Origin of the sequence: Embleya sp. NPDC020886, from assembly GCF_044333915.1 — a bacterium.
GTDB lineage: Bacteria > Actinomycetota > Actinomycetes > Streptomycetales > Streptomycetaceae > Embleya.
Genome location: NZ_JBIRRX010000021.1, coordinates 19,821 through 40,319 on the forward strand (window position 1 = coordinate 19,821; position 20,499 = coordinate 40,319).

Sequence of the window (20,499 nt, forward strand, 5' to 3'; positions counted from 1 at the left end):
GCGAGCCCGTCCGTGGCCTCTCCCCGCCACTGTCGGAAGACGGTCCGGTTCGCGTGACAACGAAGCCGGGCCGTGGAGACAACCGACGCTGTAACGGCTCGGCGACGCGATGCGCAAGGCGCGGCCCCGGACTGAGACATCTACCCCCATCGAGCGCGATCTGCCGGAAGGGGTGTTGCTGGACGGCGAGTTGGTGGTGTGGCACGACGGCAAGCTCGCGTTCGACCTGCTTCAGAAGCGCATGAACCGCACCCTCGCCGCAGCGGCGCGCGAGGCACCCACGAGCCCCGCGAACTTCGTGGCGTTCGGTCCGGCCGATTCGTAGGCGAGGCGCCGGAGGGTCTTCTCCCGTAGCGGCGCGTCAAGGCGGAAGACGGCATCGACCTGCGCGCGGGTCAGGGCCCGGGTGGTGTCGACCGGGATCTTCGGCCGGACCAGGCCGATGCTCGGGTCAGCGGTGACCCATCCGGCGTCCTGCCACCAAGCGATGCCCGAGCGCAGTGCGGACCGGTGCCGGGCGTAGGTCGCCGGAGCCGGGGCGGCGAACGCCGCCTGCCGCGCCGGCCGGGTCCGTCCAGCAACGCGATCGATGCGGCGGCCGCTGAGTCCGGCGTGGCGCCGAGCGCGGTGAAGGTCTCGCGGTACTTCTTCGCGGTGCCCATCGACCGCGCGCCGGGGCCGGCGGTGTGCGCGGCGAGGAACGCCGCGGCCGCGTGGTCGAAAGTCGGCGCGGTCGTCGTCGGCAACCGGTGGATCCGGGCCATCGCGGGCTCCCCGGGTCGGTGTCGCAGGAAATGCGTACACGTCGAGGATGCCGGGCGGCACCGACGCAGCGACAGCGCGGCAGGTGAGCGTGGTGGGGCTCCGGAGACCGGGATACGTTGTCGCGGGGAATCCGGCATTCCCCGCGACAACTGCGCGGCCGCCCGGGTGGCGATGATGCGGTGGTTGGTGGACGAGCCCGGCCATGCTGACGGCTGACCGCCTTGGCCCGATGTCGGCGATACCGAGTTCGACGAGGATCGACGTGGCCAGGATGCCGGCTTCAGGACGGTGCCGATGGCCACGAGCGCTTGTGGAATTCGGGGACCCCGAGCCGGCCCAGGGCATCCGGGTCGGTGCAGTCAGCCGGTACGCCGTGGGTGGGTTGACCGGCGAGCGACTGCGCCTGCGGCTGTGCTCCGCCGCACAGATCGTCACGACCGGCCGTCGAACGATCCTGCGGCTCGCCCGCCTCTGGCCGTGAACCCACGTCGTCACCGGCGCGGCCGGCCGCCTGGACACACTCCCGAACCCCCGGCTGACCAGCAGCCTTCGAGCACTGCACCACGCGCCCGGGCCGTGGGAACCGGCGCCCACCCGACGCGACAGCCGGGCCGCCGGCACACCCAAGCACCGGACATCCACAGACCCCAGGACACCCACGACCCCGCCGGCAAGCTGACGGGCCGTCACGAAACGTCGAGGTTAGGTGATGGGGAAGTCGAAATACGTGTCCGGATACGGTTCGTCCTTCAGGGTGTAGTGCCACCACTCGCAGTCGTAGGAGCTGAAACCGCAGGCCTCCATGATCGCGGAAAGGTGCAGGCGGTTTCTCGCTTCGACCGGTGTGATCCCTGGTGCTCCGTGATGGGAGATCGAGTCCATCAGGTCGTGGTCGCCGCCCATGGGGGCGAGTTCACCGGTGTCCAGGTGGAAGAGCGTGAGGTCGACGGTGGCGCCCCGGCTGTGGCCCGACTTGGCGGCCACGTATCCATGGTCGAACATCTCGGTTCGGTCGATGTTCGGATAATGCCGGGGCTTCGTCCGGCCGTCCTCCGGCTGCTGTGACCAGCGCAGAAAGCAGTCCACGGCGTGTTGCGGGCGGTAGCCGTCCCAGAGGAGCAGGCCGAAGCCGAGGGTCTCGGCCTCTTTTCGTGCTCGGTTCAGGGCCGCGCACAACGCCCTTGTCCCGACGATGCGATTGGCCAGGTAGCCGTCCACCGGCTTGCCGGTGAAGTTGTCCCAGGTGGCGTACTTGGCGTCCCAGCGTATTCCGGGGACGAACTCGTCCGCGAAGACGAAGTCATGGTTCATCGGACTGTTCCCGTCAGGGCCTGCGACACCATCCGGTCGAGCACTTCGGCGAGCGGCAGCCCGGCCGCCGCCATCATGCGCGGGTAGCGGCTGTAGGAGGTCAGGCCGGGCAGCGTGTTGACCTCGTTGAGGATCACTTTTCCGTCGCCCGCGAGGAACATGTCCACCCGTGCCGGCCCCCGGCAGCCCATGGCGCGGTATACGGCCTTTGCGGTGTCCTGGACACGTGCTCGCGACGCCGCCGAGATGTCGGCGGGAACGATGGGTGTCGAGTTCTCGGAGCCGCTTTCCGGCTCGTCCTCCTGGTGGATGCGGAAGAAGCCGTGGGACAGCGCGATGCGGTCGACCTCGCCGGCGATCACGTCCAGGCCGTTCCCCAGGATGGCGCATCCGACCTCGCTGCCGACGACGGCCTGTTCGATCAGCACCTTCGTGTCGTACTGCCTCGCGGATTCCACCGCGCACTGCAGTTCCGACGTCCGGGACACCTTGCTGACGCCGAAGGACGACCCGGAACGGGCCGGCTTCACGAAGACGGGATAGGTGAGCCGGTCGGGGTCGATGTTCTCGTCCGCCGCGACGATCCGGAAGTCCGGGGTGGCGATTCCGGCGCTCCGGGCGACCACGTAGGCGAGGGACTTGTCCATGCACACGGCGGAACTCTGTACGTCGCAGCCCGCGTAGGGGATGCCGGAGAGCTCCAGCAGGCCCTGTATCGCACCGTCCTCGCCCAGCTTGCCGTGCAGCACGGGCAACACGACGTCCAGGCCGATGGTTTCGTATCGCCCCCGGTCCAGCACGAGCAGGCCGCGCACGCCGCTGTCCGGCGCCAGCACGGCCGGACGGGCGCCACCGTTCTCCCAGCCCGGGCCGGGACGGTCGCAGAGCAGCCAGGCGCCGCTCTTCGTGATTCCGATGTAGAACGGCTCGTACTTTTCGGTGTCGAGGCTTCCGGCGACCTCCTGTGCGGATTTGACGGAGATGAAGTGCTCTTCGGAACGGCCCCCGAAGATGATGCCGACCCTGGGCCTAGCCATGCTGGTTCCCGCTCTCGTGTTTCAGGCAGTTGGCCATGGAGTTTTCGACGGTGTCGCGCAGGGCGCGGTCCGTGTAGTAGGCGGTGTGCGGACTGACCAGCACATTCGGAAGTTTTTGCAGTCGCAGCAAGAGATCGCTGCGCAGGGGTTTGTCGCTGCAGTCGGCGTAGAAGATTCCCTCCTCGCCTTCGAGGACGTCCAACGCGGCACCACCCAATCTGCCGCTTTCCAAGGCCGGCACGAGGGCCTCGGTGTCCAGCAGTGCGCCGCGTCCGGTATTGACGATGAAGGCACCGTGCTTCATGTGCCGGATGCGTCGGCGGTCGAGGAGGTGGTGGGTTTCCGCGGTGAGCGGCGTGTGGAGCGTCACCATGTCGCTCCGGCGCAGCAATTCATCTAGGGGGACGTAGTCGGCGGTGGTCTTGGGGCCGGTGTCGTGGGCCAGTATTCGGCAGCCGAAGCCCCGCAGCCTGTCGATGACCGCCGCACCGATGCGTCCGGTTCCGACCACACCCACGGTCAGGTCCCGCAGTTCCTTCCCGCGCACGTCGTGCAGCCGGTAGTCGTGCACGTCCGCGCGGCGAATGACGGATTTCGCGTGGCGTACCGCCATGAGCATGAGCATGAGCGTGTAGTCGGCCACGCTGTCGGGCGAGTAGGTGACATTCTCCACGGAAATTCCGATACTCTCCGCGTACGGCACATCGATGTGGTTGTAGCCGATGCTTCTGGTGGAGACGTACGTGACGCCGGCTCGGCGGAGCTCGAGCAGTGTGGAGTTTGCGATCCGGGTCTTGTGTCCGATGCTGATGCATCGGTTTCCGAGTGCCAGGTCGATATTGGCGTCGGATACCGGGGCCTCGGCAATGGTCGGCAGGACACCGAAGGGAGGCGCCAGCTCCCGGAACAATGCGGCCTCGTCGGGCCCGCATCCATATATGGTGATCCCCGTTGTCGCGGCGACCGAGGAGGAAAGCGGCGCCGGCGATCGGGTGCGGCGGGCGCCTGTTCGCGCTGGTTCGCTGTACGTCATGCGTCCCAGTGAAAGCGGCGCGGCGTTGCGCGAGCGTATGCGGTTTTCGATATGCCGACAATAAGCTACTTCTCGATAGCATTTCGTCGGTGTATGGAAATCCGCATACGCTCGCGCAACGCCGCGCCGCTTTCACTGGAGGCATGACCTACCGCGAAGCAACCTCATGATCCCGCTCGGCCTCGACGAGATCGCCGCGATCGTCGGCGGGACGGTCAAGGGCGACTCCTGCGTCACGGTGACCGCGCCGGCCGTACTCGACGGTCGGCAGGCCGAGCCGGGCGGCCTCTTCGTCGCCGTCGCCGGCGAGCGGGTCGACGGCCACGACTACGCCGCCCAGGCCGGCCGGGCCGGTGCGGTGGCCGTGCTCGGCTCCCGGCCCACCGCGCTCCCCACCGTCGTCGTCGAGGACGCCCAGGCCGCGCTGCAAGCCCTCGCCACTCACGTCGTGGCCCGGCTGCGCGACCGGCTGACCGTCGTCGGGCTGACCGGTTCCCAGGGCAAGACCGGCACCAAGGACCTGCTGGCGGCGGTGCTTTCGGGTGCCGCACCGACGGTCGCCACGTTCGGCTCGCTCAACAACGAGCTCGGTGTGCCACTCACCATGCTGCGCGCCGACGCGGCCACCCGCTTCCTCGTCCTCGAGATGGGAGCCCGCCACATCGACGACATCGCCGACCTCACCGCGTTGGCCGCGCCCGACGTCGCCGTCGTCCTCAACGTCGGCCAGGCCCACCTCGGCGAGTTCGGGTCGCGCGCGGCCATCGCCAAAGCCAAGGGCGAGCTGGTGCAGGGGCTGGCGGCCGGCGGCACCGCCGTACTCAACGCCGACGACCCCCGGGTGGCCGCCATGCGCGCGCTCACCGACGGCCCGGTGCTGACCTTCGGCCGGGCGGCCCACGCCGACGTACGAGTGCTCGATGTCGCGCTGGACCGGCTCGGCCGGCCGTCCTGCACGCTGCGGACCGCCGACGCCTCGGCTCCCCTGGCACTGCCGTTCGTCGGCGCCCACCAGGCGTTCAACGCGTCGGCCGCCGTGGCGGCGGGGCTGGCGCTCGGCGTACCCCTCGACGTGGCGACGGCCGCGGCGGCCTCCGCCTCGCTGTCGAAGTGGCGTATGGAGCTGCGCGGCCTCGCGTGCGGCGCGACGCTGCTCAACGACTCCTACAACGCCAACCCCGAGTCGACCCGCGCGGCCCTGGACGCGCTGGCCACGATCGAGGGCGGGCGCCGCATCGCCGTCCTCGGCGAAATGCTGGAGCTCGGTGCCGCCGGCGGGGCCGAGCACCGCGCCGTCGGGGAGTACGCCGCCTCCCGGGCCGACGTGGTCGCCGCGGTCGGCGAGGCCGCCCGGCCGATCGCCGACGGCGCGGGCGAGCGGGCGGTGGCACTGACCGACAACGCCGCGGCCGTGGACTGGCTGCGCGGCCGCCTCGCCGCCGACGACGTGGTGCTCGTCAAGGCCTCGCGCGGGGCACGCCTCGACGAGGTCGCCGCGGCGTTGGCGTAGCCGGTTGCTCGGTGGGTCGGCGCCCGGCCGGGGCGCGGGCCGGGCGATCCGTGTACCCGATCCGCCCTCATCGCCCCCGTCGCCGCATGTACAGGTCGAAGGCCCGGTAGACCATCGGCCGCAGCGGCAGGTCCCACTCGCCGGCGTACCTGACCGCCTGACCGCCGGTGCCGACCTTGAACCGGATCAGTCCGACGTGTGGGTCGTCGGAATCGAGGGTGGGGGTGATGCCGCGCAGGTCGTAGACGTCGCAGCCGGCCGCCAGCGCGTCGCGGATCATCGCCCACTGGCAGGCGTTGGAGCCGCGTACCTCGCGCTTGCGGGTGGAGGAGGCGCCGTAGGAGTACCACGCGTGGGCGCCGACGCGGACGAGGATGGTCGCGGCGACCAGGTCGCCCTGGTGGTGGGCCAGGTAGAGCCTGATCCGCTCGGGGTCCTCGGCGCCCATCGCCGCGAACATGGTCTCGAAGTAGCGCAGCGGCCGGGGCCTGAAGCGGTCGCGCTCGGCGGTGTGGACGTAGAGGTCGTGGAACGCCTTCAGGTCCGCAGCGACGCGGCCCGCACCTGCCTGTCCGTCTTCCGCCGAGGCACCTGTCGGTCCCCCGGCGACCGTGACCTCGACGCCTTCCTTGGCGGCCTTCTTGATGTTGCGGCGCCAGAGCTGGTTCATGCCCCCGAGCAGGTCCTCCTCGGTCCTGCCTGCCAGCGGGATCTCGTACTTGAACTGCGGATGCCCGACCCCGAAGCCGTTCTCGGGGCTCTGCGGCAGCCAGCCGGCGCCCCTGAGGCCGGCTGCCACGCGGGCGCCGACCGGATGGGCCTGCCAGGTGGGCATGTCGGTGAGCCGCTTGCTGCCCGGGTCGGCGATGCCCTCCTTGACCTGGGCGGCACTCCAGGCATCCGTGCGCACGGGCGGTCCGAGCCGGATCGCGAACGCGCCGTGCGCCTTGAGGTGGGCCGCCAACGGGTCGAGCCACGCGCCGATGTCGCCGGTCCAGTCGATGGCCGGGCCTTCGGGCAGGTAGGCCAGCGTGTAGCGCTCCAGCCGCGGCACCGGGCGGTGCAGCACGAGCCCGGCGCCGACCAGCCGCCGCCCGTCGTACCAGCCGAGGGACTCGCTGCGCCATTCGGTCTTGACCTGGCCCCACGCCGGGGTCTGCAGGAAGCTGACCGACCGCTGGGTCCGGACGAACGCCAAGTGCTCGGCGTCGCTGATCGGCCGGATGCTCGGACGCGTACCCGCCGGTCGTGCCGGTTCGCTGTGGTTCATCCGCCCAGTCGAGTCGCCGCGGTGTTGTCGGCGCGTATCCGGTTTTCGATACGCCGACGATACGCGTCGCCTCGTAGCCTCGGAGCGTGCGTGTGTTGATCGTCGAGGACGAACCCCTGATGGCGGAGGCGATCCGCGATGGTCTGCGCCTGGAGGCGATCGCCGGCGATATCGCGGGGGACGGGGACACCGCCCTGGAGCTGCTGAGCGTCAACGCGTACGACATCGCCGTCCTCGACCGGGACATCCCCGGCCCCGACGGCGACGAGATCACCCGGCGCATCGTCGCCTCCGGCAGCGGCATGCCGATCCTCATGCTTACCGCCGCCGACCGGCTGGACGACAAGACCACCGGGTTCGAACTCGGCGCCGACGACTACCTCACGAAGCCGTTCGAACTCCGGGAACTCGTGCTCAGGCTCAGGGCACTCGACCGCAGGCGGGCGTACAGCAGGCCGCCGGTGCGCGAGATCGCGGGCCTGCGGCTGGACGCGTTCCGCCGCCAGGTCTACCGCGACGGCCGCTACGTCGCGCTCACCCGGAAGCAGTTCGCCGTACTCGAAGTGCTCGTCGCCGCCGAAGGCGGTGTGGTCAGCGCCGAAGAGCTCCTGGAGCGGGCCTGGGACAGCAACGCCGACCCCTTCACCAACGCCGTCCGCATCACCATCTCCGCGTTGCGCAAACGTCTCGGCGAACCGTGGCTGATCGCCACGGTGCCCGGTGTCGGCTACCGGATCGACACCGGCACGGACACCCTGGACACCCCCGGACCCGGCGGCACTCATGCATAGACGAGCGGGGCTCAGCGCCCGGCTGAAGCTCACCTTCAGCTACGCCGGATTCGTCCTCGTCGCCGGCACCCTCATGCTGGCCGTGTTCTGGGTGTTCGTACTGCGCTGGGTGCCGACCCGCACCCACCCGGACGAGTACAAGCAGGAGTACGACTCGGTGATCATCGTCACCGGGCCCGGCCGCTCCGAACTCATGCGCGGCTTCACCCCTGCCGCCGTCGCGGCGCTGGCCTTCCTCCTCGTGTTCGGCCTCGTGGGGGGATGGATCCTCGCCGGACGCATGCTCGCACCGCTCACCCGGATCGCGGACGCGGCGCGGATGGCCTCGCACGGATCACTGACCCACCGGATCCGTCTGGCGGGCCCCAACGACGAGTTCCGCGAACTCGCCGACGTTTTCGACACGATGCTCGCGCAGCTCGAAGCACACGTCGCCGAACAACAGAGATTCGCGGCCAACGCCTCCCACGAACTGCGCACCCCGCTGGCGATCGCGCAGACACTTCTCGACGTCGCCCGCAACGATCCGGACCACGATGCCGCCGAACTCATCGAACGTCTCCACTCCGTCAACACCCGGGCGATCGACCTCACCGAGGCGCTGCTCCTGCTCAGCCGCGCCGGCCGGCGGTCCTTCACCCTCGAATCCGTCGACCTGTCCCTGATGGCGGAGGAGACCGTCGAAACTCTCCTCCCCCTGGCCGAGAAGCACGACGTCACCCTCGAGACCTCCGGCGACGTCACCCCTGCCCTCGGCTCACCCGCGCTCCTGCTGCAACTGACCACGAACCTCGTGCACAACGCGATCGTCCACAATCTGCCCGACCGCGGCACCGTGTGGGTGCATACGAGCCTTCGCCCCGACGCCGCGGTCCTCGCCGTCGAGAACACCGGCGGGATGGTCACCCCGGAACTGGCCTCGACACTCACCGAACCGTTCCAGCGCGGCACCGAGCGCCTCCACGCCGACCACGCGGGCGTCGGCCTCGGCCTGGCCATCGTCAAAACCATCACGCGCGCACACAACGGAACCCTCACGCTCACCCCGCGCCCCACTGGCGGGCTCCGCATCACCGTGGAACTCCCACCGGCCGTGCCCGCCGCCGAGGTCGTCCGCCTCTGAGCCCGAGCGGCGCCGAAGCCGTTCTTCGCTATCGCCATGGGCGACTGAATCGTTCGGTGGGTCCGCGGGCGGCGCGCCGCGGAACGATCCGGCCGTCAACGATCCAGCCGGGAGTGCCGGATCCCAGGCCGACGCCGGCCGCCTCGCCGCCTCCGAGCCCGCGGTCGGCGCGGTGGCGATGGCCCGCTACCGGATACTTGCGCCGTGCCTGGACGGGCGGATGTCGCCGGCGGCGGCCGCGGCCGCCGCCGGGGAGCGCCGACGGCCCGGCGGGCATGGCCCGTTCGGGGAGCCGGGGCGCCGGGGCCCTCCGCGCGGATGCCGTGCCCGGCGACGGCGTCCCGAGGCCGAGTCGCATGCCCCGACGGGTACGGCGTGCGGAAGGTCTCGGGGGAACGCCCGTGGGACGACGTCGACATCCGATTTCCCTCCGCGTTCGACGCCCGGCCGACGACATGTACCGTTTCGGTCCACCCGCGCACCGCCCTCTCCCTCGTGGCGCTCCGCGCCGAGGCGCCCGCTTGTGCGGGTGGGGAGGCGGTCGAACACGCGCTGCCGCGGCGGGCATTCGGCCGGGGGGTCTCGATCACGTCGAACGAGCGTCCCATCCGGACCCGGCTGAGCCGTGTCCGGATGGGCGGGTGGGGCGGTCAGGGGCAGATGGCGAGGACGACGGAGACCACGGTGCAAGTGGCGGTGGCGCTGTCGTTGGCGGAGTTGGGGTCGGCAGGCGCGGACGCGGTGCGCGTGCCGGTGACGGAGACGTGTCCCAGCGACAGCAGGTGCAGCGGGACGCGGAACGACTTGGCGGAGTTGGAACCGTTGGCGATGGCGCCGTAGGAGCAGGTCACGGTGTCGGTGGTCGTGGTGCATCCGGGCGAGAGGTCGGTGGCGGTCGCGCCGGTGGGCAGCGTGGCGGTGAGGGTGGCCGAGGTGACGGCGTCGGGTCCGGTGTTGTGCGCGGTCAGCGTGTAGGTCAGGTACGGCACCAGGATGCCCAGGTGTGGCTGCGCGGTGACGTCGACGTCGATGTCGGCCTTGGGGTTGGGGAAGGTGAAGACGACGAGGCCGTTGCCGGCGTTGACGCCGTCGGTGACCGAGGAAGGTGAACCGGGAACGGTTCCGGACACCAGGCTGGAGCCGCCGCCCCCGCTGCCGCCGGCACCACCGGTCTGCCCCCCTCCGGGGACGACGTTCACGCCGCCGCCACCACCGGCACCGCCGGAGCCGTAGCCCGCGCCGCCCTGGCCGCCGTAGCCGGCGCCGTCGTAGATGTTGGGGCTGGGGAACCCTCCGGCCGCGTTCGGCCACGCGCCCGGGTTGCCCGCGCTGGGTCCGGGGGTTTGTCCGGCGCCCGCTCCCGTGCCGCCGGCGCCGCCCGCGGTCGCGCTCCCGGCGCCGCCGCCTCCCCCTCCCCCTCCGACGGAGTCGCCGGCACCGGCGGACCCGGCGGCACCGCTGTCGCCGCCGGGCGTGCCCGGGAAGGCGGGGGTCGCGACACCGGGCCCGCCCGCGCCGCCGCCGGAACCGGCGGTCAGCAGACGGGTGCCGCCGGAGTCGGTGACCGCGACGAGGCCACCGCCGAGACCGGAGGAACCGCGGTAGCCGCTCAGGCGTCCCCCGCGGGAGCCGACGACGACGTCGAGTGTGGTGCCCGCGGTCACGGCCAGGGTCGCCTCGACGTGGGCGCCCTTGCCGCCGGGTACTCCGTCGGCCGAGGCGCCGCCGCCCGCGCCGTCGAGGACGACCTGCCCGAAGGTGACGTCGGCCGGCACGGTCAGGCTGCCGGTGCCGCCGGCCGTGCAGGTGATCGTGGTGGTGGTCGCGGTCACCACGGGGACGGCGCACACTCCGGCGGCCGACGCCGGGGACGCCGCCAGAGCCACCAGGCCCCCGCACAACAGCGCACACGAGGAGATGACGGCGCCCAGGCGCCGCCGCGTTCGCGGTAGACGTAAGTGGGACGAAACGGTCGTGGACATGAGCTCGAGGCCCCTTCCGGCATATCGACACCGCTGCGGCCCGGAGTCCGAGTGGCCCCGCATCCCCCATCGGTGCGATCGCGCCCGCACGACGGCCCCGACGAGAGCGACAGCGCGCAACACCGCCCATCCGCCGTCGCGGGGGCCCTCCGCCCCACGATGACACGCGAACCCAGTTTTTCGCGGCGGAACGGGCATACGAGGTGCGCACCGACGCGACCCCTCACACACGGAGGCAACCTGACACGAATCCGGGCCGGATACCGCGCCTCCGGCGCTCCCGTGGTGGCGTGATCGGTGACGAGGCCCCAACCACGCCCGACGGCGGCACCCGCCGGGGCAGGATCGCGAACGCTCCTGGCAAATCGGCGGGTTCCACGAGGAAGAGCAACCGCGGAGCGTACGGTGTGTCGCACAGTCGGGGCGCCTGCGGACGCGTCACCGGAGCCGCATGTCGCCGATCGTCAATCGCGACCTCGATCGGCCGATGTTCCTCCCCGGGCCCCGACACGACCGTGAAAGACCTCGCACCGACCGAGGGGGCGACCGGCGATGGCACGCTACACACCGATCGGGTGGACGCGATACAGCCCGGACCACCACCACAAGAACACCGTCGCCCACCGGGAACGATGCAGCCTGCACGGCAGCGACTGCACCGAGCCACCCGTCGCGTCGATGATCGGAAGGGACCGCAGCGGCAACGACGTCCGCTTGGCGCTCTGCGCCCGCGGACAGGACGAGTACGCACTGGCGGACATACCCACCGGCTGGTGAGCGGGAGCGTCGCGGATGCGGTGGACGCGGCAGCGGTGTTCGCCGCCGATGATGCCGACCGCGACCGGGGCGCCGCAGTCGAACGGATCGGCGGTCACCGGTTCAAGCGGGACACCGCCACCTCGGATCACCCGCAACCGGGACGTCACCGGCACACCTTCCTCGCACCCGACCCGTCAAGGCGGCACCCGGAGATTCCGAGCACCAGTGCGAAGACCAACGAAGACGGTGGGAGAGGGATGCGGGCCGGTTGCGGCGGCAACCCCTGAGAGCGAAGATCCGCCGATCCGCCGATCCGGCGGATCCTTCGGGACGTCGTCGCCGATCGTCCGCCGCAGCCTCGACCGCCGCATGCAGCGGTGTTGTTCGAGTCCTCGGACGCCTCGTTCCGAAACGACACGCTCTTCCCGGGCGACGCCCACAACGAGTTCCTCCGCCAGGCAAGGTCGGAACGGCCCGCGCAGGGCCACACGCCAGGCAATGACGCGGCCCCGAGGACGGGGAAGCCGTGACGTCCACACCACAAGGCATCATCGCCCCGAAACACCCGCCTCAGCCGTGCCGTCGAAATCGGCGAACATCCTTGGCCCTGATGATCGTCTGCTGCCGTCGAACCCATCGCCGAATGCTCCTCCTGGAAGTGGACGAAGCCATTACGCCGGAGAACGCGGTGGGCGTCCGGACCTGGGAGGACTACCTCGGAACTCCGATACCCGGGCGATATCGCGACTCAGGCATCGAAGTGGGTGGGTGCGAACACCGCGTCCGTGCCGTGCAGGCGCCCGAGTTTGACGATCATCCACACCGCCGCGGCCCAGGGCGCCGCGGCGGCCGGGACGGCGAGGAGGATGTCCGTGCTGCCGTCCGGGTGGCCGAGTACCAGGGGCAGCAGCAGCGCGCCGCCCGCGCCGAGGATCAGCATGGCCGGCAGGTGCACACGCGGATGGAAGATCCGCAGGCGGCCGATGTTCACGGTGGCGAGGCCGCCGGCGAGGACGAGCGTGAGAACGCCGGTGAACGCCCATATGAAGATCATCGGGAAGGTGGTGTCGAAGAACCCGTACGGGTCGTCGTGGACGCCGAGTTCCGGGTGATCGGCGGCATAGACCAGATGTGCGGCGCGACCAGGGGCGGGCGCATCGAGCGTGCGCACCCCCGACACGGTGACACTGCGCGGGCCGTCGGTGAACGGGACGGTGACGGTGACCGTGGCGGCGTACTGGTCCTGCTCGTTGATGCTCGTGCCGGTTCGGCGCGCCGTGCCGACGACGCTGTCGATGGGCAGGGTGTGGCGTCCGCCACCGGCCTCGCGGACCTCGGCCACGCGGCGCCCGTACTCGCCGTCGGGTCCGATCACCTGGATCAGCGCGGCACCGCTGCCGAGGCCGACGACGACGGCGAGGCCGATGCGTACGAGCCAGGCGGAGCCGGGACGCGCCTGGCGGGGGGTGTCCGGCTTGTCGAGGTCCACACGCGCGATACCGCGCCGGTCGGACGCGGACAACGCGGCCCAGGCGACGGCGAACGCCGGCGCCGCGACGGCCGGATACAGCATTGCGCCCTTGGGCGGGACGAGGAAGAGCGGCAGATTGCCGACGACCACGGCCACCACCGCGCACAGGAGCGCCAGGCGCCCACATATTTGCTTCATAAGCGTCACGCGCAGAGGCTACGGGCAACGCGCTCGAGCAGGTCCGCGTCCGCGCCGAGCAGCAGACACCCGCAGGGAAGGCCCGCACGGCATTGCCACCACACCCTCGGCCATTCGGCGCGGATCGAAGGCCGGCCCTCGGCGCCGGGCGGCGGGGCCCGACGAGGTCGTGGTCGGGGGCCTACCGGACCGGGCGGGGATCGCGGAGTTCCTCCGGCGTCTGCTCGGGCAGATCCGCGCCCGGATCGGTCCGCAGCAGCAGCCCCGGGGCGGGCTCGAACCGCTCGTTGGGCGGAGAAGCTCGGTGAAACCGCTCCGTGCGCTCGATGGCGACCTCCACGAGCCTGCCGTCCCGGAGCATCCACAACCCGAAACAGTCGTCGTCCTGGTCGCGGAGCAGCACCCGCACCGTTCCCGGATACGGCCACGGCAGCGACTCCAGATGCCTGAGCAGGCCGTGGCGGGCCCGGGCCTTGTCGAACTCCAGGGCCCACCCGAAGTCGAAGCCCCACCGACCCGAGATCGGCCCGACATGGCCCCGCCAGGTGCGTTCCGTGTCCTGCCAGGTCAGCGGCTCCATGACCTCGTCCGCATGACGGGCCGGCACGATGACCTCGGCGTCTCTACTCATGCAGGAGTACCACCGCATCCGCCCGACCCGCCGCAATGCGTACGAACACAGCGAGGTGGTCCTCGACGGCGGCGGCACGGGAAGGCGGCCATGACACTGCGTCCTGTCGCGTGATGGCTTCGGTCGTCACGAACCGTTCCCCCTCCGCTCTCGGTTGCGTCATCATGAGGTTTCGGACTGTGACGACCCGAGAAGGGGCGACCACCATCATGGGCGAGCACAACAAACCGGCCCCCGACCCGTCCAAGGGCAACCCCCCGCCAGGCAACAAGGACGGGCAGCCCACTCCGGAGCCGACCCCGGACGGCCGCCACAAGAAGGACCCGAAGTAGATGGCCGGCGTCCTCGAAGTTCGTCGCCGTGCCCTGGACGAGGCGATGCGGGCGCGTCACGCTTGGCCCGAGGACGCCCCCTGGGTTCGCGACGCGTTCGACGCGCTGCCCCGCCACACGTTCGCACCGGACCGGCTCTGGGACTGGAACGAAACCGCTTATGTACCCGTCGACCGCACCGCCGACCCCGACCGATGGGCCGAACTCGTCTACGCCGGGCCCGACGACGCGGCCGTCACCGAGATCACCGACGGCATCCCGTCGTCGTCGCTGTCGGCGCCTGCGGTCGTGGCGACCATGCTCGACTCCCTCGACGTCGAACCCGGCCACCGCGTGCTTGAGTTGGGCACGGGGACCGGCTGGAACGCGGCACTGCTCGCACACCGCGTCGGCGGCTCCGGGCGGGTGACCGGTGTGGAGGCTGCGGCGGGACTCGCGGACGCGGCGGACGGGAGGCTGCGGCGTTCCGGGGTTCGCGTCGACGTCTCGGTCGGCGACGGCAACCTCGGGCGGCCCGAAACGGCCCCCTACGACCGGGTGATCGCCACCTACGCCGTCGACCACGTCCCCTGGGCCTGGATCGAACAGACCGTCCCCGGCGGCGACCTGGTCTTCCCTCTCGGCCGCATGGGGCACTTCGCCGTCACCGTCGCCGACGACCATCGCAGCGCCCGAGGCTGGATGCACGGCCTCGCGCAATTCATGCACGCACGCGGCACCCCCGCCCCCGCCGCCACCGTCCGCTCCTGGACCCAGGTCCGCGCCGGCCGGGCCCCCGACGACAAACGCGCCGTCCACCGCGACATCACCCCCCTGCACACCGACCCGAACCTCCTGTGGGCGCTGCGCATGGCGCTGCCCGACGTGCTCTACACCACCGACACCGACGACGACGGCGTCAACGCCTGGATCCACGACGGCACCTCCTCCTGGGCCGTCGTCACCACCGAGCCCGACGGCGGCGCCCGCACCGAACAAGGCGGTCCCCTGCGCTTGCTCGACGCGCTCGAGACCGCCTGGGACGCATGGATCGCGCACGGGCAGGTAAGCCGCTGGGACCACGGCATCACCATCGGCCGGGACGAGCAGTACGTGTGGGAGGGCGACCCCGACACCGGCCGCCGCTTCCACCTCCCCACCTCGGCCTGACAAAGACCAAGACTCGCCGCACGACACGCCCGCGCCGGGACGGGACCATCCGGTAGCGCTACGGCCCGGGAGGATCCGGATCACGCGTGGTCGTGTCGGCGTACGGCTTTAGCGCCCGTCGAAGTGGGCGAACGCCCGAACAGATGGAAGCCTGTGCCGTCGGCGGTGGTGAGTCGCACGAGTGGACCGCCGGTTTCGTTCGTTGGGTCGCCCTGTCCGGGTGTGGGGGTCGGCGCGAGGACGATGTCGGGGTGGTAGGAGGCGACTTGTCCCACGGCCAGGACGCGTCCGGCCACGTCGATGTCGTAGGGGCCCGCGGAGAGAAGCTTGCTGCTTCTCCGCGAAGGAGGGCGCGTACGGTCGGGTCGGTGTCGTCGAGTAGTCGGGCGGAGCGGAGGTTGCGTGTGGGGTGGACGACGCAGTGTCCGTCGAGGAGGAGGCGGACGACCCGTAGGTCGACGCGTTCGCGTCTGGTCAGGGTGGGCGGATGGCGAAGCGAGTGTTGCAGTGCCGTTGGACCGTGTCGAGGCCGCCTTCGGCAAGCATGTGCGACACCGGGCCGCAGTCGTCCGGCCACGTCGTCGTGCCGTGTCCGACGTGGGAGACCACCCAGTCCGTTCCGGTACCGGCTGTGCTGGTCCGGCAACACGCTGACGACGAAGGACACCGTTTCCGCGAGCCGGCCGACAACCCCGTGACCACCATCCGTACCGTCGAGGAAGAGCTGAACCGAGACGACCCGGGACCGACGAAGAGCCTTTGCCGACCGACAGGTCGAGCTGCGTCGACTGAGAGGACGAGAACCACGTGGATGTGTATGAAGCGGTGGACGGCCGCCGGGCCGTGCGGGCGTTCGGCGACGAGCCGGTACCCCGGGAGGTTCTCGAACGAGTGCTGACCGCGGCAACGCGGGCTCCGTCGAGCGGGAACCTCCAGCCGTGGCATGCCTATGTCGTGGCGGGCGAGCCCCTGGCCGAACTGAAGAGGCGCGCGACGGCCAGGGCCCTGGCGGGCGACCCGGGCGACGAGCGGGAGTATCCGATGTACCCGGCCGAACTGACCTCGCCGTACACGGACCGCTTCGCCGCCGCGGCCGCCCAGCGCTACGAAGCGTTGGGCATCGAGCGCGACGACCCCGAAAGGCCCATGAAGATCGCCGCCTTGAACTCGCGGGCCTTCGGGGCGCCGGTCGTGCTGTTCTGCTACCTCGACGAGACGATGGGTCCCGGGCAGTGGGCGGACGCGGGGATGTACCTGCAGACGGTCATGCTGTTGCTGAGGGCGGAAGGGCTGCACAGCTGTCCGCAGGTGATGTGGACGATGTATCGCAAGACCGTCAACGAAATGGTCGGAGCCGACGAGGGGCTCGTGCTGTTCTGCGGTGTCTCCGTGGGATTCGAGAAGGAAGGCACGCCACGGCTGCGCACCGGGCGGGCGGACACGACCGAAACAGTGAGCTTCGTCGGAATGTGACCATCCGACGGTCGGGATCCGCAGGTGCATCGCCTTCGACGGATGCCGGTCGGCCGCACGCAACCGACCGCCCCGCGCGACGTCCGCGGACTCGGCCCACAGGCCGAGCAGGAGGCCATCACCTGGGCCGCACGCGCCCTGGTGGAGACGGCGATCAGGGAACAGCCGGCAGCCGGCCCGGAAGACGACACCGCCCCGCGCACCGGCCGGCACCGACCCCAACCGCGTGGGGCCGGCGACCCGAGGCCGGCACCGACGGCGAACGAACAGCCGACGCCGGCGACCGGGTTCGGCGTCCCCGACACGGGGCGACGTACAGGTGTACGCCGACGCTCACTGTCGGTCGGCGTCCGGGGCGAGCAATCGGTGCACGGCGCGCAGGGCGAACGAGGTGACCTCCGCGGGGTCGTCGCCCTGGTCGATCCTGCGGATGCACGCGTCGACGACCGCTTGGATCACCGCTGTGGTGAGTTCGGGCTGCGCCGGACCGAGTTCGGCGACCACGCCCTCCAGCGCCCTGTGCAGCGACCCGTGCAGATCCCTGACCCGCTGCCGGACGCGATCGGACAGCGAGCCGCGGGACAGCGACGCGCGCCGGCCGTGGGTACCGCGGGCCGCCTGCTCGACATTCGCCCGCACATACGCGGCGGCCCGGGCCCGGGGTGTGGCCTCGGCGGCGATGGCGTCCTCGACGGCGGTGACCCAGGCGGGGAACTCGCGGGTCACGACGAGTTCGAGCAGGTCTTCGATGGAGTCGAAGTAGCGGTAGATGCTGTTGCGGGCGATACCGGCCCGCGCGGCGACCGCGCCGGCGGTGAGGTTCTCCACGCCGTCCTCGTTCAGGATCGCCTCGGCCGCGTCGATCAGCCGAGCGAGCCGCTTGGCCCGGTGCTCACGCACACTGCCGGCTTCGATCTTGGGCATTCTCCCCGCTCCGCCTCGGCCATTCGCTGTCCCCCGCGCCAATCTACCGCCGTATCCGGGGTGCCGAGAGAGCCCGTGCTAACTTGGCCGCAACTTAGCGACACCCCTGTCGCTAAGTTCTGTCCGTGCTTCCGGCCGAAGGCTTCCCGATGCAACCGATGTACTCCCGCATGCTCCGATGTCTCCTGGGATCCAGAAAACGTGCCGCCGTGGTGGTCGCGTTCTGGGTACTGATCGCGGGCCTCCTCGCCGGGGTCGCCCCCGCTCTGGAATCCGTCGAGGACAACGCCTCCGCCAACCTTCCGCCCGCCGCCTCGGATTCCATGAAGGCCCGCGCCCTCGTCCGTGCGCAGCTTCCGGGCCAGGACGCGACGCCGGCGATCATCGTGGTGCGCGGCGAGGGAACCGACGCCGCGGCAAGCGCCGGGGAGGCCGTCACTCGCATCACCTCGGCGCTCTCGGAATCCACCCGGCCCGACCATGTGGCGAGCGTGATCTCCACGGTGACCGCTCCCGACGCCGTAGCCGAACTGGTCGCGCAGGACCGCAGCGCCCAACTGGTCATCGTGCCCATGACCGGAAGCCCCTCGGACGAGTCCTTCCAGCACGCCGTCGACGAGGTACGCGCCCTCGCGGCCGACCGTGCGGGTCCCACCGAAGTCGCCGTGACCGGCCCCGCCGGGATCGCCACCGACACCGTGAAAGTCTTCAGCGGCGGCGACAAGGTCATGCTCCTGGCCACCATCCTGCTCGTCCTCGTCATCCTCCTGGCCGTCTACCGCTCACCCCTGATGGCCCTCGTGCCCCTCCTCGCCGTCGGCGTGGCCATGCGCGTGGCGGAGACGACCGGAGCACTCCTCGCGGACGCCGGGATCATCACGGTCAGCTCCCAAACCGCCTCGATCATGACCGTGCTGCTGTTCGGCGTGGGCACGGACTACGCGCTGATCATCACCGCCCGCTACCGCGAGGCCCTCCTCGACGAGACGGACCGTCCGCGCGCGATGCGGACCGCGGTGCGCCGAACGACCGAATCCGTCCTCGCCGGCGCCTTGACCATCGTGCTCGCCATGTTCGCCCTGCTCGTGGCCGTCTCCCCGGCGCTGCACGGCTTCGGGCCCTACCTCGCTCTCGGCGTGGCCGTCATGGCGCCGGTGGCGTTCACCTTCGTCCCCGCCCTGATCCTGCTGCTGGGCGGGAGCGTCTTCTGGCCCGGTGGCGCGACCAAAGCCGCCGAACGAAGCCGCGGCACGGGCGTCTGGCACCGCGTTGCCGCTCTCGTCGCCCGGGCCCCGGTCCGAGTGGGCATGGCCGTGGTCGCGCTGCTCGTGGTGATGAGTGCCGGGTTGCTCGGCTACCACGAGAGCTTCAACACGCTCGGCGGCTTCCGTGCCGCCACCGAGTCCGAGCGCGGACAGCACCTCATCCAGGAGAAGTTCGGCCCGGGTGAGATCGCGCCCGGCACCGTCGTCGTGCAGTCCCGGGACGACCTGAGATCCGGCACCGCGCCCGCCGCCATCGCCGCCGCGCTCGCCGGCGTCGACGACGTCGGCAGGGTCGGACGGCACCCCCGCTTCGGGCCCGACGGCACAACGGTCTTCTACGACGTCGTCCTCAGCCTCGACCCGTACAGCTCGAAGGCACTCGACGCCATCGGTCCGCTCAAGGAGACCGCGCGGGCCGCGGCCGATGCCGCCGGCGTGACGGGCACCACGGTGTTCATCGCGGGAGAGACGGCGCAGACCGCCGACATCCGCTCAGCCCTCGACCGCGACACGACCTTCATCGTGCTCCTGGTCCTCGCCATCGTCACAGCGGTCCTCATCCTCCTGCTGCGCTCGCTCCTCGCACCGCTCTACCTGGTGGCAACCCTCCTCCTGTCCTTTCTGGCCACCTTGGGCGCCACCACCTTCCTCACCGTCACCGTCCTGGGTGACGAAGGCATCGGCAACCGCGTCACCGCATACATCTTCGTCTTCCTCGTCGCACTCGGCGTCGACTACAACATCTTCATCATGAGCCGGTTCAAGCAGGAGCTGCGCACCCTGCCCCCGGACAAGGCCATCAGCGCCGCCCTCACCCGCACCGGCGGCGTCGTCTCCTCCGCGGGCCTCATCCTTGCAGCGACCTTCGCCGTCCTGATGACCCAACCGATCCGCGAACTGTTCCAGTTCGGCTTCGCCATGGCCTTCGGCATCCTGCTGGACACCTTCCTCATCCGGCCGCTCCTGGTCCCCGCCATCGTCCGCCTGCTCGGTGACCACGCCCTGTGGCCCGCACGCCCCAGCCGCAGGACAACTCCCCGGCCCGCCGGCGAAACCGCCGTCCCGACCGGGCGCCTGCTGCGCGCCTTCACCTGGATCGCGGTCATCGAGGCATGCACCTGGGCCGGCCTGCTGATCGGGATGTACGTCAAGTACATCCCGAAGACCACCGAACTCGGCGTACGGATCTTCGGAACACTCCACGGAGCCGCCTTCATCGCCTACCTGCTCCTGACCGTTTTGGTGGCGATCCGGCTGAAGTGGCGGCTGGGCCGGACGACTCTCTTCGCCCTGCTCGCCGCCATACCTCCCTTCATGACCGTGGCATTCGAAACCTGGGCCCGCCGCACCGGCCGGCTCACCGAGCCGGCCCCGGCCCCGCACCCCTCTCCCTCCGCATGACTCGAGTGCCCGTATACAGCCCCCGGCGCCGCACGGCGTCGGGGGCTCCGGTCGACTCCCCCGCCACTCCCCGA

Annotated in this window: 18 protein-coding genes; 10 read left to right on the plus strand and 8 right to left on the minus strand. The window is 70.8% G+C overall.

The window, feature by feature from the left end:
* Positions 1-172: 172 nt before the first annotated feature.
* Complete coding sequence (locus ACH4U8_RS41530) at positions 173-325, plus strand: hypothetical protein (RefSeq protein ID WP_395783448.1); 153 nt, start codon at positions 173-175, stop codon at positions 323-325.
* 750 nt (positions 326-1,075) lie between these two features.
* Complete coding sequence (locus ACH4U8_RS41535) at positions 1,076-1,246, plus strand: hypothetical protein (protein WP_395783450.1); 171 nt, start codon at positions 1,076-1,078, stop codon at positions 1,244-1,246.
* A gap of 221 nt (positions 1,247-1,467) precedes the next feature.
* On the opposite strand, the gene vanX is transcribed toward ACH4U8_RS41535, so the two are convergent.
* The 3 genes from vanX to vanH are packed head-to-tail and all read right to left on the minus strand — an operon-like array spanning position 1,468 to position 4,146.
* Entirely contained in the window at positions 1,468-2,076 is a 609-nt protein-coding gene (gene vanX, locus ACH4U8_RS41540) for a D-Ala-D-Ala dipeptidase VanX (protein WP_395783452.1), read from the minus strand.
* On the minus strand, positions 2,073-3,113 hold the full coding sequence (gene vanA / locus ACH4U8_RS41545; protein WP_395783454.1) for a D-alanine--(R)-lactate ligase: 1,041 nt from the start codon (positions 3,111-3,113) through the stop codon (positions 2,073-2,075). The genes vanX and vanA overlap by 4 nt, the downstream gene beginning before the upstream one ends.
* Positions 3,106-4,146: a D-lactate dehydrogenase VanH gene (vanH, locus tag ACH4U8_RS41550; protein WP_395783456.1), complete on the minus strand. Its 1,041-nt coding sequence runs from the start codon at positions 4,144-4,146 to the stop codon at positions 3,106-3,108. The genes vanA and vanH overlap by 8 nt, the downstream gene beginning before the upstream one ends.
* A gap of 166 nt (positions 4,147-4,312) precedes the next feature.
* Between vanH and murF the strand changes: the two genes are divergently transcribed.
* Positions 4,313-5,656: a UDP-N-acetylmuramoyl-tripeptide--D-alanyl-D-alanine ligase gene (gene murF, locus ACH4U8_RS41555; RefSeq protein ID WP_395783458.1), complete on the plus strand. Its 1,344-nt coding sequence runs from the start codon at positions 4,313-4,315 to the stop codon at positions 5,654-5,656.
* Positions 5,657-5,723: 67 nt separating this feature from the next.
* Here murF and ACH4U8_RS41560 read toward each other — a convergent pair whose 3' ends face one another.
* Positions 5,724-6,926: a lipid II:glycine glycyltransferase FemX gene (locus ACH4U8_RS41560; RefSeq protein WP_395783460.1), complete on the minus strand. Its 1,203-nt coding sequence runs from the start codon at positions 6,924-6,926 to the stop codon at positions 5,724-5,726.
* An 86-nt stretch (positions 6,927-7,012) separates the two neighbouring features.
* Between ACH4U8_RS41560 and ACH4U8_RS41565 the strand changes: the two genes are divergently transcribed.
* Together ACH4U8_RS41565 and ACH4U8_RS41570 are read left to right on the plus strand one after the other, a co-directional pair.
* Positions 7,013-7,717, plus strand: coding sequence for a response regulator transcription factor (locus ACH4U8_RS41565; protein ID WP_360317895.1), 705 nt, complete (start codon positions 7,013-7,015; stop codon positions 7,715-7,717).
* Positions 7,710-8,840, plus strand: coding sequence for a sensor histidine kinase (locus ACH4U8_RS41570; protein ID WP_395783462.1), 1,131 nt, complete (start codon positions 7,710-7,712; stop codon positions 8,838-8,840). Before ACH4U8_RS41565 ends, ACH4U8_RS41570 begins: the two co-directional genes overlap by 8 nt.
* Before the next feature lie 650 nt (positions 8,841-9,490).
* On the opposite strand, the gene ACH4U8_RS41575 is transcribed toward ACH4U8_RS41570, so the two are convergent.
* A complete protein-coding gene (locus ACH4U8_RS41575) occupies positions 9,491-10,672 on the minus strand; it encodes a hypothetical protein (RefSeq protein WP_395783464.1) in 1,182 nt (393 codons plus the stop codon).
* Between the two features lie 702 nt (positions 10,673-11,374).
* On the opposite strand from ACH4U8_RS41575, the gene ACH4U8_RS41580 reads away from it, so the two are divergent.
* Positions 11,375-11,599, plus strand: coding sequence for a hypothetical protein (locus tag ACH4U8_RS41580; protein ID WP_395783466.1), 225 nt, complete (start codon positions 11,375-11,377; stop codon positions 11,597-11,599).
* Between the two features lie 730 nt (positions 11,600-12,329).
* Here the strand turns inward: ACH4U8_RS41580 and ACH4U8_RS41585 are convergent.
* Complete coding sequence (locus tag ACH4U8_RS41585; RefSeq protein WP_395783468.1) at positions 12,330-13,259, minus strand: hypothetical protein; 930 nt, start codon at positions 13,257-13,259, stop codon at positions 12,330-12,332.
* Positions 13,260-13,431: 172 nt separating this feature from the next.
* Positions 13,432-13,881 (minus strand): hypothetical protein, encoded by a 450-nt coding sequence (locus tag ACH4U8_RS41590; RefSeq protein ID WP_395783470.1) that lies wholly within the window; start codon positions 13,879-13,881, stop codon positions 13,432-13,434.
* Positions 13,882-14,060: 179 nt separating this feature from the next.
* Here ACH4U8_RS41590 and ACH4U8_RS41595 point away from each other — a divergent pair, with 179 nt between their 5' ends.
* The 3 genes from ACH4U8_RS41595 (at position 14,061) to ACH4U8_RS41605 (ending at position 16,835) form a co-directional block, all read left to right on the plus strand.
* Positions 14,061-14,213 carry a hypothetical protein gene (locus ACH4U8_RS41595; RefSeq protein WP_360317907.1) on the plus strand — a complete coding sequence of 51 codons (153 nt, stop codon included), beginning with the start codon at positions 14,061-14,063 and terminating at the stop codon, positions 14,211-14,213.
* On the plus strand, positions 14,214-15,362 hold the full coding sequence (locus tag ACH4U8_RS41600) for a methyltransferase domain-containing protein (protein ID WP_395783472.1): 1,149 nt from the start codon (positions 14,214-14,216) through the stop codon (positions 15,360-15,362).
* A gap of 807 nt (positions 15,363-16,169) precedes the next feature.
* Positions 16,170-16,835, plus strand: coding sequence for a nitroreductase (locus ACH4U8_RS41605; RefSeq protein WP_395783474.1), 666 nt, complete (start codon positions 16,170-16,172; stop codon positions 16,833-16,835).
* Positions 16,836-17,168: 333 nt separating this feature from the next.
* On the opposite strand, the gene ACH4U8_RS41610 is transcribed toward ACH4U8_RS41605, so the two are convergent.
* Positions 17,169-17,759, minus strand: a complete 591-nt coding sequence (locus tag ACH4U8_RS41610) for a TetR/AcrR family transcriptional regulator (RefSeq protein WP_395783476.1) — start codon at positions 17,757-17,759, stop codon at positions 17,169-17,171.
* Positions 17,760-17,968: 209 nt separating this feature from the next.
* Here ACH4U8_RS41610 and ACH4U8_RS41615 point away from each other — a divergent pair, with 209 nt between their 5' ends.
* The gene (locus ACH4U8_RS41615; RefSeq protein ID WP_395783478.1) at positions 17,969-20,425 is read left to right on the plus strand and encodes an MMPL family transporter; all 2,457 of its coding nucleotides are present in this window, start codon (positions 17,969-17,971) and stop codon (positions 20,423-20,425) included.
* The last annotated feature ends 74 nt before the right edge of the window (positions 20,426-20,499 follow it).

Bases quoted from the DNA above. Each gene is read 5' to 3' on its own strand.
- vanA (WP_395783454.1), bottom strand. From the start codon at position 3,113: ATGGCTAGGCCCAGGGTCGGCATCATCTTCGGGGGCCGTTCCGAAGAG.
- vanX (WP_395783452.1), bottom strand. From the start codon at position 2,076: ATGAACCATGACTTCGTCTTCGCGGACGAGTTCGTCCCCGGAATACGC.
- ACH4U8_RS41570 (WP_395783462.1), top strand. From the start codon at position 7,710: ATGCATAGACGAGCGGGGCTCAGCGCCCGGCTGAAGCTCACCTTCAGC.
- ACH4U8_RS41590 (WP_395783470.1), bottom strand. From the start codon at position 13,881: ATGAGTAGAGACGCCGAGGTCATCGTGCCGGCCCGTCATGCGGACGAG.
- vanH (WP_395783456.1), bottom strand. From the start codon at position 4,146: ATGACGTACAGCGAACCAGCGCGAACAGGCGCCCGCCGCACCCGATCG.
- ACH4U8_RS41560 (WP_395783460.1), bottom strand. From the start codon at position 6,926: ATGAACCACAGCGAACCGGCACGACCGGCGGGTACGCGTCCGAGCATC.
- ACH4U8_RS41580 (WP_395783466.1), top strand. From the start codon at position 11,375: ATGGCACGCTACACACCGATCGGGTGGACGCGATACAGCCCGGACCAC.
- ACH4U8_RS41610 (WP_395783476.1), bottom strand. From the start codon at position 17,759: ATGCCCAAGATCGAAGCCGGCAGTGTGCGTGAGCACCGGGCCAAGCGG.
- murF (WP_395783458.1), top strand. From the start codon at position 4,313: ATGATCCCGCTCGGCCTCGACGAGATCGCCGCGATCGTCGGCGGGACG.
- ACH4U8_RS41600 (WP_395783472.1), top strand. From the start codon at position 14,214: ATGGCCGGCGTCCTCGAAGTTCGTCGCCGTGCCCTGGACGAGGCGATG.